Below are 16,824 nucleotides of genomic sequence, written 5' to 3'. Positions count from 1 at the left end.
TTTCCCACTTTCTACTTCTTCACACTGGCCATGACGTTTTTAGCGAGCTCACTTACTACTCCCCTGAGCCACCGATGCGCGGGATCGTGACGATATCGCACATGCCACGCCATCTCGACAGGGAACGTACCTAGGTCGACAGGTGCTGGAATCACCTTCAGGCGTGGGTCATGCTCAAGGTTGCGACAAATTAGTCGCGGGAGCGTCGCGCAGTAGTCGGTGACAGCGATCATCTCCGGGACTGAAAGGAAGTGGGTGACGGACACGGCGACCTCACGCTTGAGATTCTGCTGTCCCAAAGCCTGGAAAACACCCGCTCGAATTCGACCGGGTGGCAGTACGTTGACATGCTTCAAGCTCTCGTAAAGCTCACGGGTCAGGTGATCACGGACATCTGGATGGTCCCTTCGAACGATACAGGCAAGTCCATCGTCCATCAGATGCTGGACAACGAGGTTGTCAGGTGGATCGATGATCCTTCCTAGCACTATGGCAGTCGTCCCCGAAATCACACCCGTATCGGCGAGATCGTTGCCGAAGGGGGTCATGCGAAGCTTGATTCCAGGGGCCTGCTCGCGCAGCCTGGCCACGAGCGCCGGCATCAGAACCAGCTCCACGTAGCTGTTGGGCGCGATCAGGAGCAGGCGCTCGGCGCTTGCAGGATTGAAATCCTGTTGATGGACGACCAGATCATCAAGCTGCGCCAGCGCGGCTTCGATCGTCGGTGTGATTTCCTCAGCCAACTGTGTCGGCTTGATTCCATAGCGCTCGCGGATAAACAGCGGATCTTTGAGCATATCGCGAAGACGGTTAAGCGAGTTCGACAGCGCTGGCTGCGTGATGCCAAGACGGTTGGCGGCTCGCGTGACGCTTCGCTCCTCCATAAGGGCCAAGAACACGGGCAGAAGGTTCAGGTCATATTTCATCGAGATGTAATTGCACGTGAATATCTAAAATCCAATAAGTAAATTTCTCAAATATCTATTCGGATGACATGATCACCTCATCGAAAAGCCAGCGCGGCTGATCGAAAGACAGGCCGATTGGGCCGCGACAACCAAAGGATACGCCGATGAAAATTCTCATGGTACTGACCTCGCACGATACGCTCGGTGACACTGGAAGGAAGACTGGGTTCTGGCTCGAAGAGCTCGCAGCTCCATACTACGTCTTCAAGGACGCCGGCGCGGAAATCACCCTTGCCTCGCCAAAGGGCGGTCAGCCGCCGCTTGATCCCAAGAGCGACGAACCGATGTTCCAGACCGACCTGACAGCGCGCTTTAAGAGTGATGCGCAAGCGAATGCTCAGCTCGCCCAGACAGTCCGCCTCGATAGCGTTGACCAGAAGGACTTCGACACGGTCTTTTATCCCGGCGGACACGGCCCCATGTGGGATCTGGCTGAAGACGCGAACTCCATCCGGCTGATCGAAACCTTCATCGCAGCCGGCAAGACGATCGCACTGGTCTGCCACGCTCCGGGCGTCCTGCGTCATGTCAAGAATGCCGATGGTTCGCCGTTCGTTGAGGGACGTTACGTCACCGGCTTCACCAACACCGAGGAGGAAGCTGTAGGGCTGACCAAGGTAGTTCCGTTCCTGGTCGAGGACGAACTCGTCCGTCAGGGAGCGGTCTTCTCCAAGGTGAAGGACTGGGGCGTCCACACGGTCGTGGATAGCCAGCTGATCACCGGGCAAAACCCGGGGTCGTCAGGCGAGGCCGCCGAAGCGCTCGTTACCGCCGTGAGGCAGGCACGGCTTCGGGCAGCTTGAATTTTGAGCGTAGTGGCTAGCCGCTAACGATCGGCGGCTGCCCATCAAAGAACGGAATCAAAATGACCAGTCCAAACCTGACGCTAGTGCATGTTCAAAAGATGATTCACACAGCATTCGCTACAGCGAATGCAAGGAACGTCCTGTGCTCGATTGCCATTATCGGAGCAGATGGGCACCTTCTGTCCTTCGTCCGCCAAGACGGTGCGATATCGGGATCTGTCGAACTGGCGATCAACAAGGCGTTCACCGCGCAAGTCTTCAATGTGAGAACGGACAAACTGGGCGCATTGGCTCAGCCGGGAGCAGAGCTTTTCGGCATCCAGCATTCCCACGGCGGAAGAGTCGTCGTCTTCGGAGGAGGGATCCCGATCCAGGGCCAGACCCAAAAGATCGGTGCGATCGGTGTTAGTGGCGGCACGATCGCTGATGACATCGCAATTGCTGAGGCCGGCGCAGAAGCTCTTCATGCTGTCCTCTCGCATGCGAGTGTTCTGTGCGACGCTTGAAGCATCGCCAGCGATACATCACCTCTCACCCCAGCTGTATGGTCCGCGACGGGACTAGACATCGTTAAAGACACGCCAGCGACCAGGAAGTAACCATGACCGAGCCAAGAGAGCAGATGACAAGTACTGGCAATCTCAGTTTCACCCGTCGGCAAACATTCGGTCTTGGAACCGGTCTGGCGGCCATTCTTCTCACATCCTCAAGCCTTAGCGCGGCGACAGCCGCAACATACATGGAAGGAAATAACATCATGGGCATGATCACCACAAAGGACGGCGTCGAAATCTTCTACAAAGACTGGGGTTCGAAAGACGCTCAGCCGATTATATTCCATCATGGCTGGCCGTTGTCCTCGGACGATTGGGACGCCCAGATGCTGTTCTTTCTCTCCAAGGGATATCGCGTCGTCGCCCATGACCGTCGAGGCCACGGGCGGTCCGCCCAGGTAGCCGACGGTCATGACATGGACCATTATGCCGCCGACGCCTTTGCCGTTGTCGAAGCGCTCGACCTGAAGAACGCCGTCCATATCGGACATTCCACTGGCGGCGGCGAAGTTGCCCGCTATGTGGCCAAGCACGGCCACCCGGCCGGCCGCGTGGCAAAGGCTGTGCTCGTTTCAGCAGTTCCGCCGCTGATGCTGAAGACCGCTGCAAATCCCGAAGGTCTACCTATGGAAGTCTTTGACGGCTTCCGTTCCGCACTAGCCGCTAACCGTGCGCAGTTTTTCCGGGACGTTCCTGCGGGTCCCTTCTACGGTTTCAACCGTGACGGTGCTAAGGCTCAGGAAGGCGTAATCCAGAATTGGTGGCGTCAGGGCATGATGGGTGGTGCTAAGGCCCATTATGACGGGATCCGAGCCTTCTCCGAAACCGATCAGACCGAGGACCTGAAGGCAATCACTGTCCCGACCCTTGTCCTGCACGGCGAAGACGACCAGATCGTGCCGATCGCCGACTCTGCCCACAAGTCGATCAAGCTTCTGAAGAAGGGCACGCTCAAGACATACCCCGGACTGTCGCATGGCATGCTCACCGTTAATGCCGATGTTCTGAACGCAGACCTTCTCGCGTTCGTTCGCTCTTGATGCAAACGTTATGGCCGCGGCAAAACCCGCCGCGACCTCGTTGACCCGGTCCAGATCCATCAAGACGACATCGGGGTACTATTCTCTCAATCTTCAAGCGCCACTGACGCTGAGCCCAATTTCAACTGGAGTTGGCTCGGGCCGGAGAAGTGCGCGCCCAATCTCAAGCAAGAATGCGAAAATGCCCTCGCGTGACCGGCAGAAAGAAACCCACAGAAAAATGAAGTTCTCAAAAAGGATGCATGAAATGAAACTCCCGAATTCAGTCAAATCAGTTGCTGCGGCCTTCGCCATCGCAGCAACCATGGCTTTGCCAGTCGCGGCGGCAGACTCCACGGCCAAGACCGTAGTCCTCGTTCACGGAGCCTTCGCTGATGGCTCGTCGTGGAACAAGGTCATCCCGCTTCTGAAGAAGGCAGGGCTAAAAGTTGTGGCTGTTCAGAACCCGTTGGACACCTTGGAAAATGATGTCGCTTTCACCAACCGGGCGATTGCTGATGCTGAAGGGCCGGTGGTGCTGGTCGGACATTCCTATGGCGGCGTCGTCATTACCCAGGCGGGCGTCAATCCGAAGGTGCATTCGCTGGTCTACGTTGCCGCCTACGCTCCCGACGTCGGACAGTCGGTCCTCGACACGCAAAAGCCCTATCCGGACGCGCCTGGAAGGTCATTTATCGAAAAAGATGATGCCGGATATCTGAAATTCACCGACGAAGGCATCTTCAATTACTTCGCAGCCGATGTGCCCCGCGACGAACAGGAGTTGATCGCAGCGACGCAGGGAGCGTTTGGGATCAAGGCCGTTTCTACGCCTGTAACCCAGGCGGCCTGGCACACGGTTCCCTCCTTCGAGGTCGTCGCCACCGACGACAAGGTTATCCAACCGCAGCTGCAGCGAGACCAGGTTAAGCGTCTCAAGGCGACAGCGGTAGAAGTAGCGTCGAGCCACGTCGTTATGCTGTCCCACCCCGATGTCGTGGCGAAGCTGATCGTCGAGGCTGCAAAATAATCCGATCGATATCGGACACCATCGCGTCCGCTGAAGATATGCTCTTTAGCCTTCGCCATAAACGACGAAGATTTTGGGTAACCTCCTTTTATCAGGTGTTCGGGCCTATTTGCGAAAACGAGACGGCGGCACGTGCTTGCCGGACCACGCGGTGCAGGAGCCTACCTAGCTAGATATCATCTCGCATGAATTACTACGATACAGGAAATAAATTTCTTGAATGCGAAGTCGGCTGGCATGATCAACGCATCGGAACCGACGCCGATCTAATTCCAACAAACAAAACGGATCTGCAAAATGAAAATTCTCATGGTACTTACCTCACATGACGAACTCGGCAACACTGGCCGCAAGACTGGCTTCTGGCTCGAAGAGTTTGCTGCTCCCTATTATGCTTTCCTCGAAGCCGGCGCTGACGTTACCGTTGCTTCTCCGAAAGGCGGCCGGCCGCCTCTCGACCCGAAGAGCGATGAATCAGGTTTCCAGACCGAGCACACTCGCCGCTACCACGTGGACGCCAAGGCGCAGGCCGTACTCAGCACGACGGCCAAACTCGCCTCTGTTTCCCAGGACGATTATGACGGCGTCTTCTACCCGGGTGGCCATGGCCCATTGTGGGATCTCGCTAAAGACAAAGATTCGATTGCCCTTATCGAAGCAACCTACGGGGCCGGGAAGCCGGTGGCGCTGGTCTGCCATGCACCGGGCGTCTTGCGCCACGTAAAAGCTGCCGACGGTACGCCGCTTGTCCGCGGGAAGAAGGTCACGGGTTTCAAAAATTCTGAAGAGGATGGCGTGGGTCTCACCAACGTAGTGCCGTTTCTTGTTGAAGACATGCTGAAGGACAATGGCGGCTTGTATTCCAGCGGTAGTGACTGGCAGTCGTACGCAGTCCAAGATGGCCTGCTGATCACGGGCCAAAACCCTGGCTCCTCCGTGGAAACGGCCGGTATCCTGCTTGCCAACCTGAAAAACTTGAAAGTTGCTTGATCGCCGCCGCTCAAAATGAGCTCCTGTAGCCTTGGCCCGGGGATTTAACACCGATCGCTCGTCCAGAGCGGGGCGGACCTCGGGCCAGGCCGCATTTCCCAGCTGCGCGACCTAATGTCCGGTTCGATGATTGTTTTGCCGCCGCGGTTCCTTGCCTTGGAGACTTCAATGACGCACATCCTCTCTGCTCGCCCGGTAGCGCATAACTGTTTCCGGGATCTCCAGACAGTCGAGGCGAGGGCCGCCGCTCCGGCGAAGCTGACCCGGCCGGCATCACTCTCGTTCGCCGCTACTGCCGCGGTAATCGTGCTGGTCGCGATCAATCTTCGACCAGGAATCGTATCGATTGGGCCATTGCTGCCACATATCCGCCAGGAATTTGGCATTTCCAACGCTCAGGCTTCCCTGCTGACGGCCATCCCGGCAATGTTGATGGGCCTGCTGGCATTTCCGACGCCTTGGCTTGCCCACAAGTTGGGTCGAGACAAGGTCATTTTGATTGCCCTTGTCGGCTTGATGCTGACGACAACCTTGCGAGCGCTCTCCGGTTCGATCGGTATGCTTCTGGCTTCAACCTTTGGAGTCGGAGCTGGAATTGCGATCGTAGGCGCGCTGATCCCGGGATTTGCAAAAAAGACCTTTCCCCGGCACGCAGCTGTACTGATGGGGATCTATGCAATGTCATTGGGGTTGGGCAGCACTCTTGCGGCAGGTCTGACCGAACCACTCGCCAACCTTAGTGGCGGCTGGCGATTCAGTTCGGGCGTCTTCGCGCTTCCCTGCTTCGTGGCAATTGCAGCGTGGCTGGTGGTTGCACGTACTGAACGTGGATTGAAACTACTTGCGACCGAGTCACCGCAAGTCACTCGCCGCGGTCTCCCGTTCCGTAAACCTACGGCATGGCTGATTGCACTTTACTTCGCCGCTAACAACGTTCTGTTCTTCGGCTTCGTGTCCTGGACAGCGCCGATGTTTCGAGAATACGGCATGAGCCCAGCTGCGGCTGGCTTCCTCCTTGCAAGTTTTACCGCTGCCTTTATGGTATCAAATCCGCTGGCAGGTTTGATCAGCCGCGGCGAGGATCGCCGCGTAGTGATTGCGCTGTTTGCAGCATTGGCCCTTGTCGGGTGTACGGCTGTTGCCATTTCACCCGACCTACTGCCTTTCCTGTTCATCCCGGTGATTGCCTTTGGGGTCGGGGGGTCTTTCACGCTTGGGATGATCTTGCCCCTCGACAACGCGGTCGATGCTCACGACGCAAATGGCTGGACAGCGTTCGTGATTGGGATCGGCTACTTCGCGGGCGCACTCGGCCCGCTACTTTTAGGCATCCTCCGCGACAGCACCGGCGGCTTTAGCATTCCGCTTTGGATTCTTGCCGCGGTGGCAATGTTGATGGTCGCCCTCTCGCCGTTCCTGCAGCCACATCGACATCACCGCCGCCGCGCGGGCAAATAAGTCAATATTCGCGGCACGAGCGCCGAACATCGGCTCTCGGTTCGTCAGGAAATGAGCAAGGGCCTTTGATGGACATTGGACTTGTATAGTGCAAAGGGTCCATCCAGATCTCGGTGATCACCTGACCCGTGAATTTTACTAAAGCTTGGAGCAGGTCAACGTGCTGCCACCCGGCCGAATTCGAGCGGGTGCTTCAATGAAGTGATACTCAACTGTGATAGCGAAGACGCTGATTTGGCCATTCAGCCGAATTTCAAACAACGGATTGCTCACACCAGAACATGGTACGTTCATATTTCCGGCGCTCCGTCGTGGAATTTCTCTCTGAGTTCAGCGAACCGTGCCTTGCCAACGTCATCGAAACCAAGAACGGTGCGCGAACCCTTTTCGGGGCTTACGGTTGATGCGAGTATTTGTCACTATAACCGCAATGTTACATAGCGGCAGCTACACAATGCAGTTCTGGAGTCTCTTATGTCATTGAAGCTCGAAATTGATTTCAGCAAATCAGCCCGTCTATCCGGCGGTCTGGCAATCGTCCTTAAGACACTTGACGGGAAACAGGCCGCGGGGGCGGCGGAAACCGATCCGGATGGAATTATTGAAAAGGCTGCGCGGATCGCCAAATTCAAGGCAAAGTCGTTGCATACTCTGCATATCGTTGCACCGCAGGGTGCCCCCGTTGACCGCATTCTCGTACTCGGCATGGGCGATGTTGCCCAATTGACCCCACATGACTGGCTCAGGGCCGGCGGGGCCGCAGCTTCCAAGATCTGTGGTGCCAAAAACGTCGCGATTTTTCTCGATGCGCCCGACCTTGAGGTATCCGGCACGGCTGCTGCCGATTTCGCTCTCGGCATGGAAATGAATGCGTACAGCTTCGACACGTATAAGACCGCGAAGAAGGACGATGATGACCAGAAGGGGGCAACCAAGCCGGTAAAGGTCACCATCGTGACGGGAGCGAACGCCGGCGCCAAGACGGCGGCGACCCGTTCCCAGGCGATCGCAGAAGGCGTCTTCATTGCCCGTGACCTCGTCAACGAGCCCGCCAATATTCTTGGTCCCGTCGAATTCGCGGCCAGGGCGAAGGCACTGGAAAGGCTCGGCGTCGAAGTCGAAATCCTCACCGAAAGGGAAATGAAGACGCTTGGCATGGGTGCGCTGCTTGGTGTGGCTCAGGGCTCGGTGCGGCCACCACGGCTGGCCATCATGCAGTGGAAGGGTGGCAAGCCGAAGGACCGGCCGGTTGCCTTTGTCGGCAAGGGCGTGGTTTTCGACAGCGGCGGTATCTCGATCAAGCCGGGCGTCGGCATGGAGGAGATGAAGGGTGACATGGGTGGTGCGGCGGCCGTCACCGGCCTGATGCACGTGCTTGCGAGCCGCAAGGCCAAGGTAAACGTCGTCGGCCTCATCGGCCTTGTGGAAAATATGCCGGATGGCAACGCCCAGCGTCCGGGAGACATCGTCACCTCCATGTCCGGCCAGACGATTGAGATCATCGATACCGATGCCGAAGGTCGGCTCGTTCTGTGTGACGCACTTTGGTATTGCAATGATCGGTTCAAGCCGCAATTTATGATCAACCTTGCGACTTTGACCCGTTCCGTCATGGTGGCACTCGGCAGCCACCACGCGGGCTTGTTCACCAATGACGACCGGCTCGCCAGCCAGCTTACGGCCGCCGGACTGACGACGCAGGAACGTCTCTGGCGCCTGCCGCTTGGCAAGGAATACGACAAGATGATCGACAGCACGTCAGCCGACATGAAGAACGTCGGCGGCCATTATGCCGGTTCGATCACCGCGGCCCAGTTTCTCAAGCGCTTTGTCAAGAATACGCCATGGGCACATCTCGACATTTCCGGCACGGCGATGGGCTCGTCGACCGATGAAATCAACCAGTCCTGGGCCTCGGGTTTCGGTGTACGTCTGCTCGATGAACTCGTTCGCTCCAACTACGAGAACTGAGTGACGTCCTGATAGCAATCTCGTTTATCACCTGACCGAATCTTAGCTCGGAGATACGCGGCCACGGCCGACAGTTCATCTCGTAGACCATAGCTGATGAGCGCCGCACCATGCCATGGTCAACAAACATCTGCGGACCTGTGGCCGAAAATGGCCTGCTGCCGGTTTCATGGACATCGAGTTAAGATGTTGCTCCTGAAACCGGAGAGTATGAATGCAAAGACGAATATTCAGCCGCGAGTATAAGCTTGAAGCGGTGAAGTTAGTCAGGGAACGTGTGGTCACTCTTGATCACGCTGACACACTCAGAGGCGGCCAGGGCAGGTTCAATATTTGATCGCGCGACGAAAGGGCATTCACACGCTGCAACTTGATGAAGCTAGGGTAGGGGTAGGTCAGCGCCGCCGTTTCTTTCATCCATGCTGTCAGGATATTTATAATGAACGAAGCGAAAGAGAGATTGCGCCGTGCGTATGTCGCGCAGCAGGCGGCATCGCACGTGACGTGCCGGTTTCACAAATTCCCCACGTCCGAACCTCCACAGAGCTAAGGTAGGCCGATCTTTCAATACGCCCTTGATTTTATGTATCATCTGCCTGAGAAAAATGTCGACTCTTTTTGAGTGAACGACGGCAACTGGTCCACCATGGTGACGCATCTGATGCGACCCAATTTGCAAGATCGGCGTTGGTTAACCGTCTATCTTGCAAAGGTTCGGACAAACATCTGCCGTCATAAACGTTTACCTGTTTGCATTTCGCACATCTTTTAGGGATATAGTTGAATCTTCCCCGGCGTTGCCCGCAGCGTGCGGAAGCGACGCCTTGGCATCGACTGAGCTGCTAAGATAAATTCGGGGCAGGTTTTAAAGCGGAAGCGACGTCATCGCGTTTCGCACTAGGTATAGGATCGAGAATGTTTGCTCCTCAAAGCCTTAATGCCGCGTTTGACGGCATCACGGACCACTGGTCGCCGAAGGTGATCGGCCGCGTCAACGATCAATATTTGAAGGCAGCCAAGTTAAAAGGCCAGTTGGTGTGGCATGCGCACGACGCCGAAGACGAGCTTTTTTACGTCGTTCGGGGACGATTGCGGATCGAATTTGAGGCCGAGGTCGCCGAGCTCGGCGAGGGCGAGTTCCTTACGATCCCGAAAGGCGTGCGCCACAATCCGGTAGCGGAAGAAGAGTGCTGGGTGCTGTTAATTGAGACCGTGTCGACCCAACATACTGGCGCCGAGATCACCGACCGGACGCGAAGCATCGAAGAGCAATTGCGCTAACATTGGAAATGGGGGACGTCATTTTCTTTAAATCAGTCAACAGAGATAGCAGCCCATGGGTCGAGGCCTGTTTACAAGTCGCACGGTAGGTCCGATGGCGGGTTCTCATGGTCCCGTTGGTAGCGCGGCGACGCAATATGGTTCCTCGCTAAGGTCCATTGGCCGCACGCTGCCGTTCACATCATTGCCGCCGCTCCGCCAGAGCGAGCTGACACTCTGTCCGCACCAATTCACCGTGAACACGGTGTCTCTGGCGTTCGACTTCGAGCCGTTACCAGCGCGCGATCACGTGGCAGGTCTCGCAAAACTGCTGGAAAAGCAGCGCGACCCTGACGAATGGTATCTGAAAGGCGGCGGCGTCGGCGCCCTGGAGGCGATGGTGGCCGATATGTTCGGCAAGGAAGATGCCGTCTTCTTGCCGACTGGAACGATGGCGAACAGTATTGCCCTCCGGCTACTATGCGGCGAACGTCGTCGCGCACTTGTTCAGGCCAATAGCCATGTCTATGCGGCGGAGCGCGACTCCTCCCCGAGTGGCGTGAATCTCGTGCCGATGGCGGCCGGTCACCCGACCCCCACGCCCGACGAGATCCTGACGGCGCTAGAAGCCGGCGAGACGAATCCCTTTCTTTCCAATGTCGGCGCCATCTCTCTCGAAAATCCTGTGAACGACATGCATGGAGCCAGTATTCCCTTCGACACGTTGGAGAAAATTTCGGCGCACGCGAAGAAGTGGAATGTCGGAATGCACTGGGATGGTGCACGGGCGCTCATGCTTGCCGATACGCCGGGATTTGACCTGCGCGCGACCGCCGCGTTGTTCGACACCGTCTACATGTCGATTTACAAATACCTCGGTGCATCTTTTGGAGCGGTACTAGCAGGAAGGCGGGACATGACGTCGCGCGTTCGGGAAATGCGGCGCGTGTACGGAGGCCTGATTTTCAGCGGCTGGGAGGCGGTATTGCCGGTGCTGCATTCCTTGCCAACCTTCAATGAACGTTATCTGGCGTCTCGGAATCGCTTCGCAGACATCGTGCAGGGTCTCGAGGCGGCGGGCGGGTTCGCGATCGAGCAGGTCCCCAACGGTACTAATAAGCTGTTTCTCAAAGTGGAGCCTGACCGGGCCGAAGGTCTAGCGGACCGTCTGACCGCGGCCGACATCTTTGCTTGCAAGCCAAAGGACGGACAGATGGAGCTATACACTAACACAAGCCTGCTGCGCCGTGATCCCGGCGAAATCTTGCGGATTTTCACAAACCGCTGACGGCGCTCGTGCTTTGATCGGCACCGGGGGGGGGTGGAAATGACGCCGAGTCGGCATCACTTGAGCAACTTAGAATAATTGGAGCCTTAACATAAAGGCGATTTTACCCGCGGTTCTGGTCTTGTCGTCGTCGCCCTTCAACGCAAGCTACGCGGTCCCGCCATCGCAGAACTATCTCGTTAAGGGTAGTGTCCTTCGTCTCTTTGATCAGGCCGACGATGAAGTCCTCGTGGGCATCAAGGCGCGAGCCGCCGCGTCGCCGCTGTTTCGCAGGCGACAACCGCCCAACCCGCGCACTCGCAATCCAGGCGATGGCTGTTGAAATCCCAATCCAAATCGGGCTGCTGCGGAGCTGGCCGACATCCCATCCCGTGACGCAGCAGAACGCGGCTACGCAGATCGTCGCTGAAAGCTCCGCTGATATTGCCTCCGACCAAATCACCAGTTGGAGCGATGGAAGCAGGATTCGGCAGCAAAGGGAATCCTCAACGCGATTCCGCGTTCAATGGACGTGCTCTAGCTCGCGTTAAATTTGCCTCAAAAGCAAAAGTAAGGGCGTTGGCGTAATACCGCCGACGCCCCTACAAGTTCCTAAAGCTCCATCTCAAAATCTCGTTTGACGTCGGCTCCGTGTCGAAACCCACTCACTTGTCGAAGTATACGAGCTGGTTCAGTTGGAATTTCATCTGATGCCCACGCAACAAATTGATCCGGTCGTACCAAAACATAACGCGCTTTGTATCTGTCGCGGAACGATGTTGAATTGTCACGAATAATTTTCAGTGGAAGATTCAACGCCGATGCGGCGGCTGCAAAAAGGCTGTCGTCCTGCTCCGCCGTATCCAGGAACAACAGCGTGAAGCCCGGACCCAAAGCGTCAAAAACATTACCATGATCGGAGAGCACAGCTGGAGAAAGATGGTGGCCAGGTCTGGCTCGATGCTCATGAGAGCCGAGCGCACTGGTCGCGTCGCCCTCTTGTCCGCAGATAACGGACGAGCCACCGTAATGAGGTTCAAATGCGTCTACCTCACTGCTCGCGCGCACGCTACGCGCCGCCCACTCTGCCTCAAAAGCGGCCCTATTGACGAGAGGGTCATAGTTCTTAAGAAATTTACGGTCCTCTTCGATTGCGCGAGCAATAAAATCCTTTGCTGTCGAAACAAAAACAGGATGCCTTTCGCTGCTGTAGGTCCCAAGCAAATTCTCTCCACCCCAGCCCTGTATCGTCGCAGCCAGCTTCCACCCGAGATTCCTGGCGTCCTCAAATCCTGAGTTGATCCCGTAGCCACCATACGGAGGGTGACTGTGGGCTGCGTCGCCAGCGACGAAGATCCTCCCTGATTGATAGCTATCGGCAATAGCGAACCGGAGGTCCCAAAACCCCTTGTACTCAATTTCGACGTCGAACGGCGCGCCAACGGCGTTGTGCAGGTACGATACGTAATCGAATTTGTCTTTATCCACGCCCTCAGGAAGAGGAGCGTGGAAAAACCACGTCTCACCAAAATCGACACGACCAAAGAATTGCCAGTACCCGTCAAGGCTCGGGTGGAGAGTATTATAGAACGACTTCTTAGGATAACGAGCGAGGTGTTGGTGAAGTCCTTTCGAGCGAAACACGAGCAAGACCATTAACTTATCATGGTCAGCGAGGGTCTGCGTGATGCCAGCCTTTTGTCGAATTACTGATCGGCTCCCATCGCACCCCACTACATATCTGGCACGTAGTATGCGTTGCTCTTGCGTAGAATCGGAGCTTATCGTGACGTTAACGCCCGTAGCGTCCTGGTCAACCTCAGTGCCAGACCAACCGTACATGGCACGCGCAGATGCAAGTTCCTTTAAGCGGTTCCTGAGCACTCTTTCGGTTTTATATTGTGGAAGGCGCTCATTTTTTCTGAAATAATACTGCTGAACGAGATCGCGCTGAAGCCAGTCGTATTGATACTCGCCAAGCAAGGTGCCGTAGGCAGTCAGGCCACCGATGCCCTCCTTTTCGGGCACGGTCCGGCTGTCACGTAGTTGAGGCTCGGCTCCCCAGAAATGGAAGTGTTCCATCGTCCGTTGGGTCAAATTCTGACCTTTTGGGACCTGCTGTGGCTGCGGGAATTTCTCAATAACGATAGTGGAAACATTGCGTTGGGCCAATTCTATTGCAAGCCCTGTGCCGACCGGTCCTCCCCCGACAATTACTACGTCCGCGTCGAAACATGAATCAGACTTGCTCACGCTGACCTCCATTTTTATTTTGGGTTACTTCAATATATACATGCTTAGTTTCTAGAAACTCGTTCAACCCCTCAACTCCATGCAATCTTCCAAAGCCTGAATGCCTGTAACCGCCGGTCTCCCCCTCGGCAAAAAGCCGTCCATGACAATTGTGCCACACCGTCCCGACGCGAAGTGCACGTGAAACCCGCAAAGCACGGTTTATGTCGTTGGTGAACACACTCGCGGCTAGTCCGTACTTCGTAGCGTTCGCGGCTCGAATAGCTTCGTCTTCATCTTCGAAGGTCTCGATCGACACGATCGGGCCAAAGAGTTCCTCCTGAACCAACTCTGAAGCCACATTCTGAATTTTGAAGAGCGTAGGCGTAATGAACGCACCCTTCTCAAGAATGCGACCTTTCAGGATCATTTCACCTTCTTCGCCGGCTTGCTCAACCAGACGTGCCAAGCGGCTCTGGCTCTGAATATCGATCAGGGCACCCATCTGGCTGGAAGGGTCGGAGCCGGGACCGGTTTTCACCGCCGCAAATGCCAATCTTGCGAGTTCGGTAAACTCTTTCTCAATCGACTTGTGTATAAGAAAGCGCGTCGCTGCGACGCATACCTGCCCGGCCATTGCGAGAGCGCCCCTGAGAAGTTCCTTTAACGTGCTCTCGAGATCGGCGTCCGCGAATATTATCGCTGGAGCCTTTCCCCCGAGCTCAAGTGAAAGGCGCTTGAGGCTGGACGCGGCCCCCCTCATAATGTTCTTTCCGGTCGCGCTGGATCCGGTGAAGCTGATGACGTCAACCAAATCTGACGCAACCAAAGCTTTTCCCACTTCGTCATTCGATTCGTTAACTGAATTGACCACACCACGCGGCAAAGCCTCACATCGCTCCAGGCAATTTAAGACGGCGCTGTGGATGAGCGGAGTTTGGAGTGCAGGTTTAATCACCGTGGTGCAGCCAGCTGCGAGTGCCGGCGCGAGAGAGCGCACGAGCAACGTTACCGGCGCATTCCAGGGAACAATGATGCCTGCTACGCCAGCTGCTTCCCGATTCATTAGGGATAGCTTGTTGGGCTCTGTCTCAATCGTGCGCCCGGTTATGGCTCGCGCCAACCCGGCATAGTAACGTGCCTCAGAAATTGAGGCATTCACTTCCCCGAGTGCCTCACGCTTAAGCTTACCGTTTTCGGCTACGATAAGGTCGGTTATTTGGTCTCGTTGCTCACTCAAGTACTCGGAGAACTCAAGCAGCATTTCCGCCCGGAGCCGAGGAGTAGACGCCCAATCTGAAGTATCGAACGCTTGCCTGGCACATGAAATTGCCTGGTTTGCAAGTGTTTCAGACCCGGCGACGTAATGCCCCAACACTTCGCCAGTGGCGGGATTGGTGGTAGTCTGACGTTCACCTTCTGTGATCCACGTCCCATCGATATAATTATGTGCAATTGGAAGTCTCATCGACGATTCCTCGTTCCCTGATCTCGCTTCGCGGCGCTGTGCGGGTGATACTGTCTTTTTTGGGGTCGTTATAGTACCGGCATTGTCTCGCTTTCGAAGATCCAAAAGCGGCCGAAAATCGACGGATTAAAAAGAAGTGGTTGAGTGAGCGTCACTCTACATGAAACGCCTTATCCAACGCTAATCGCAACAGATCCGCAATCTCTACCGTTTGCGCTTCAGTTACGATTAGGGGCGGCGTAATCAAAACCTGAGAACCGTTGATTCTGACGAGCAAACCCACGGCCTCGGCGGCCAATGATATCTTTGTCATTTGTTCCATGGACGCAGCGACGTTCGTATTGGGTTGGTCCACAATATCTAAGCAGAGGTGAAGCCCCTTGCCGCTAGCCTGACCAATTTTAGGAAATCGATCCATCATCTCGATCAATGACTTCAAGAGCATATCTCCACGAGCTTTCGCCATGGCAGTCGTCCCGAGCGATCGGTAGAGATCAAGCGTCGCAATGGCCGCCGCGCAGCCGACCGGGTGCCCGCTGTTGGTGTAGCCATGGCCTATCAGCGATTTCACGCTCTCATTCGTCTCGAAAGCGCTGGCAACCCTTTCATTCAGTAGGGTCGCGCCTAGTGGAAAGTAGCCACTTGTAATGGCTTTAGCGACACACATCATGTCCGGTTTAACGTTCCATACTCTGGAGCCGCTATCCTCACCAGTTCGCCCAAACCCGGTGATAACTTCATCCGCAATCAACAGGATATCATACTTGTCACAGACCCGCCGCAGTTCCGGCCAAAATGATGCGGGCGGCACCACCAAGCCTCCCGCTCCCGAGATTGGCTCAGCAAAGAGTGCGGCGATTGTATCGGCACCCTGAAAATTGATCTCCTCCTCAAGTACCGAAATGCAAAGACGCACTAGCTTTTCCGGGTCTTGCTCATCGAATGTATTCCGAAACGTTGACGGCACGGGGATATGAAAACATCCCTGCAAGAGTGGCTCGTAAGGCCGCCTAACAGCCGATCGCCCATTGAGCGATGCTCCCCCAAAATGAGTTCCGTGATACCCATTCCGCATTGCCAGGAACTTGTATCGGTCACCCGAGCCTTGAATTTTCCAAAACTGTCGAGCGAGGCGCATCGCGGTATCAACGGAGTCAGAGCCCCCTGACGTCAGAAAGACCCTGCGCATATTTTCGGACTTAAACCATTCTTCGGTGAGCTGATGAGAAAGCTTCTCGGCCGGTTCGTTGGTATGGCCCCGGAACGCAGAATAATAAGGGAGCTTATCAAGCTGCTTCGCCATTGCCTGCTTGATAGAACTAGCACTATAGCCAAGAGTCACATTTGATAGGCCACCCGCAGTTGCATCCAAATATCTTCTGCCGCAATTGTCGACAACGTGTATGCCATCAGCTTCGACAATCATCATTGGGGGGTTGGACTTCAGATCGGAAGGCCTCTGCATTGGATGCCAGAGGCTCGATGAAGAAGCTTCGAGGATATGTTGTTCATTTGTCATATCTAAACCTTCGCTGAATTGGTTCCGGGCACGGGCTTTATGAGCCAAAATGATGCATTTCCGGTTCTGCTTATTTTAAAATGATCATACGTATGCGTATTAGGCTGTCAAGGTAATATTTCTGCTACCGATTGTTGGGGAGGAAAAGCGATGAGTTTTGTTATAACCGGTGCTTCCCTTCCCGCTGCCTGAGCGGAGCTATAACTAATTCTCTTGGCTAGAAATGGTATTGAGCTTCAAATCCTGAGTAAGCCAGTACTGTCTACATAAAAACCCATGCCG

13 protein-coding genes and 1 pseudogene are annotated in these 16,824 nt (G+C 55.6%); 9 read left to right on the top strand and 5 right to left on the bottom strand.

The genetic code is table 11. The annotated features are described in order from the left end of the window. Nucleotides 1-11: 11 nt before the first annotated feature. Nucleotides 12-926 (bottom strand): LysR family transcriptional regulator, encoded by a 915-nt coding sequence (locus tag EXN68_RS25790; RefSeq protein ID WP_142843452.1) that lies wholly within the window; start codon nt 924-926, stop codon nt 12-14. 146 nt (nt 927-1,072) lie between these two features. On the opposite strand from EXN68_RS25790, the gene EXN68_RS25785 reads away from it, so the two are divergent. The 9 genes from EXN68_RS25785 (at nt 1,073) to EXN68_RS25745 (ending at nt 11,344) form a co-directional block, all read left to right on the top strand. Then, a complete protein-coding gene (locus tag EXN68_RS25785; RefSeq protein ID WP_142843451.1) occupies nt 1,073-1,771 on the top strand; it encodes a type 1 glutamine amidotransferase domain-containing protein in 699 nt (232 codons plus the stop codon). A 62-nt stretch (nt 1,772-1,833) separates the two neighbouring features. Beyond that, on the top strand, nt 1,834-2,280 hold the full coding sequence (locus EXN68_RS25780; protein WP_142843450.1) for a GlcG/HbpS family heme-binding protein: 447 nt from the start codon (nt 1,834-1,836) through the stop codon (nt 2,278-2,280). Nucleotides 2,281-2,531: 251 nt separating this feature from the next. Further along, a complete protein-coding gene (locus EXN68_RS25775; protein WP_142843538.1) occupies nt 2,532-3,368 on the top strand; it encodes an alpha/beta fold hydrolase in 837 nt (278 codons plus the stop codon). A gap of 181 nt (nt 3,369-3,549) precedes the next feature. Beyond that, a complete protein-coding gene (locus EXN68_RS25770; RefSeq protein ID WP_237681491.1) occupies nt 3,550-4,377 on the top strand; it encodes an alpha/beta fold hydrolase in 828 nt (275 codons plus the stop codon). Nucleotides 4,378-4,674: 297 nt separating this feature from the next. Then, complete coding sequence (locus EXN68_RS25765) at nt 4,675-5,367, top strand: type 1 glutamine amidotransferase domain-containing protein (RefSeq protein WP_142843449.1); 693 nt, start codon at nt 4,675-4,677, stop codon at nt 5,365-5,367. A 168-nt stretch (nt 5,368-5,535) separates the two neighbouring features. Beyond that, nucleotides 5,536-6,825 (top strand): MFS transporter, encoded by a 1,290-nt coding sequence (locus EXN68_RS25760; protein ID WP_142843448.1) that lies wholly within the window; start codon nt 5,536-5,538, stop codon nt 6,823-6,825. A gap of 474 nt (nt 6,826-7,299) precedes the next feature. Continuing rightward, on the top strand, nt 7,300-8,796 hold the full coding sequence (locus EXN68_RS25755; protein WP_142843447.1) for a leucyl aminopeptidase: 1,497 nt from the start codon (nt 7,300-7,302) through the stop codon (nt 8,794-8,796). A 915-nt stretch (nt 8,797-9,711) separates the two neighbouring features. Further along, nucleotides 9,712-10,077, top strand: a complete 366-nt coding sequence (locus EXN68_RS25750) for a cupin domain-containing protein (protein WP_142843446.1) — start codon at nt 9,712-9,714, stop codon at nt 10,075-10,077. Between the two features lie 94 nt (nt 10,078-10,171). After that, a complete protein-coding gene (locus EXN68_RS25745) occupies nt 10,172-11,344 on the top strand; it encodes a threonine aldolase family protein (RefSeq protein ID WP_161991483.1) in 1,173 nt (390 codons plus the stop codon). A gap of 163 nt (nt 11,345-11,507) precedes the next feature. Here the strand turns inward: EXN68_RS25745 and EXN68_RS27770 are convergent. The 4 genes and pseudogenes from EXN68_RS27770 to EXN68_RS25725 form a co-directional block, all read right to left on the bottom strand. Next, nucleotides 11,508-11,766 (bottom strand): annotated as a pseudogene (locus EXN68_RS27770) (IS630 family transposase); the annotation flags it as partial. A gap of 169 nt (nt 11,767-11,935) precedes the next feature. Next, nucleotides 11,936-13,576: an FAD-dependent oxidoreductase gene (locus EXN68_RS25735; RefSeq protein WP_237681490.1), complete on the bottom strand. Its 1,641-nt coding sequence runs from the start codon at nt 13,574-13,576 to the stop codon at nt 11,936-11,938. Continuing rightward, nucleotides 13,563-15,023: an aldehyde dehydrogenase family protein gene (locus tag EXN68_RS25730; RefSeq protein WP_142843443.1), complete on the bottom strand. Its 1,461-nt coding sequence runs from the start codon at nt 15,021-15,023 to the stop codon at nt 13,563-13,565. Before EXN68_RS25730 ends, EXN68_RS25735 begins: the two co-directional genes overlap by 14 nt. A 151-nt stretch (nt 15,024-15,174) precedes the next feature. Continuing rightward, the gene (locus tag EXN68_RS25725; protein WP_142843442.1) at nt 15,175-16,542 is read right to left on the bottom strand and encodes an aminotransferase class III-fold pyridoxal phosphate-dependent enzyme; all 1,368 of its coding nucleotides are present in this window, start codon (nt 16,540-16,542) and stop codon (nt 15,175-15,177) included. Nucleotides 16,543-16,824: the final 282 nt, after the last annotated feature.

Origin of the sequence: Martinezella rhizogenes (assembly GCF_007002745.1) — a bacterium.
Lineage (GTDB): Bacteria > Pseudomonadota > Alphaproteobacteria > Rhizobiales > Rhizobiaceae > Agrobacterium > Agrobacterium cucumeris.
This window is presented reverse-complemented; position numbering and strand designations above follow the sequence as displayed.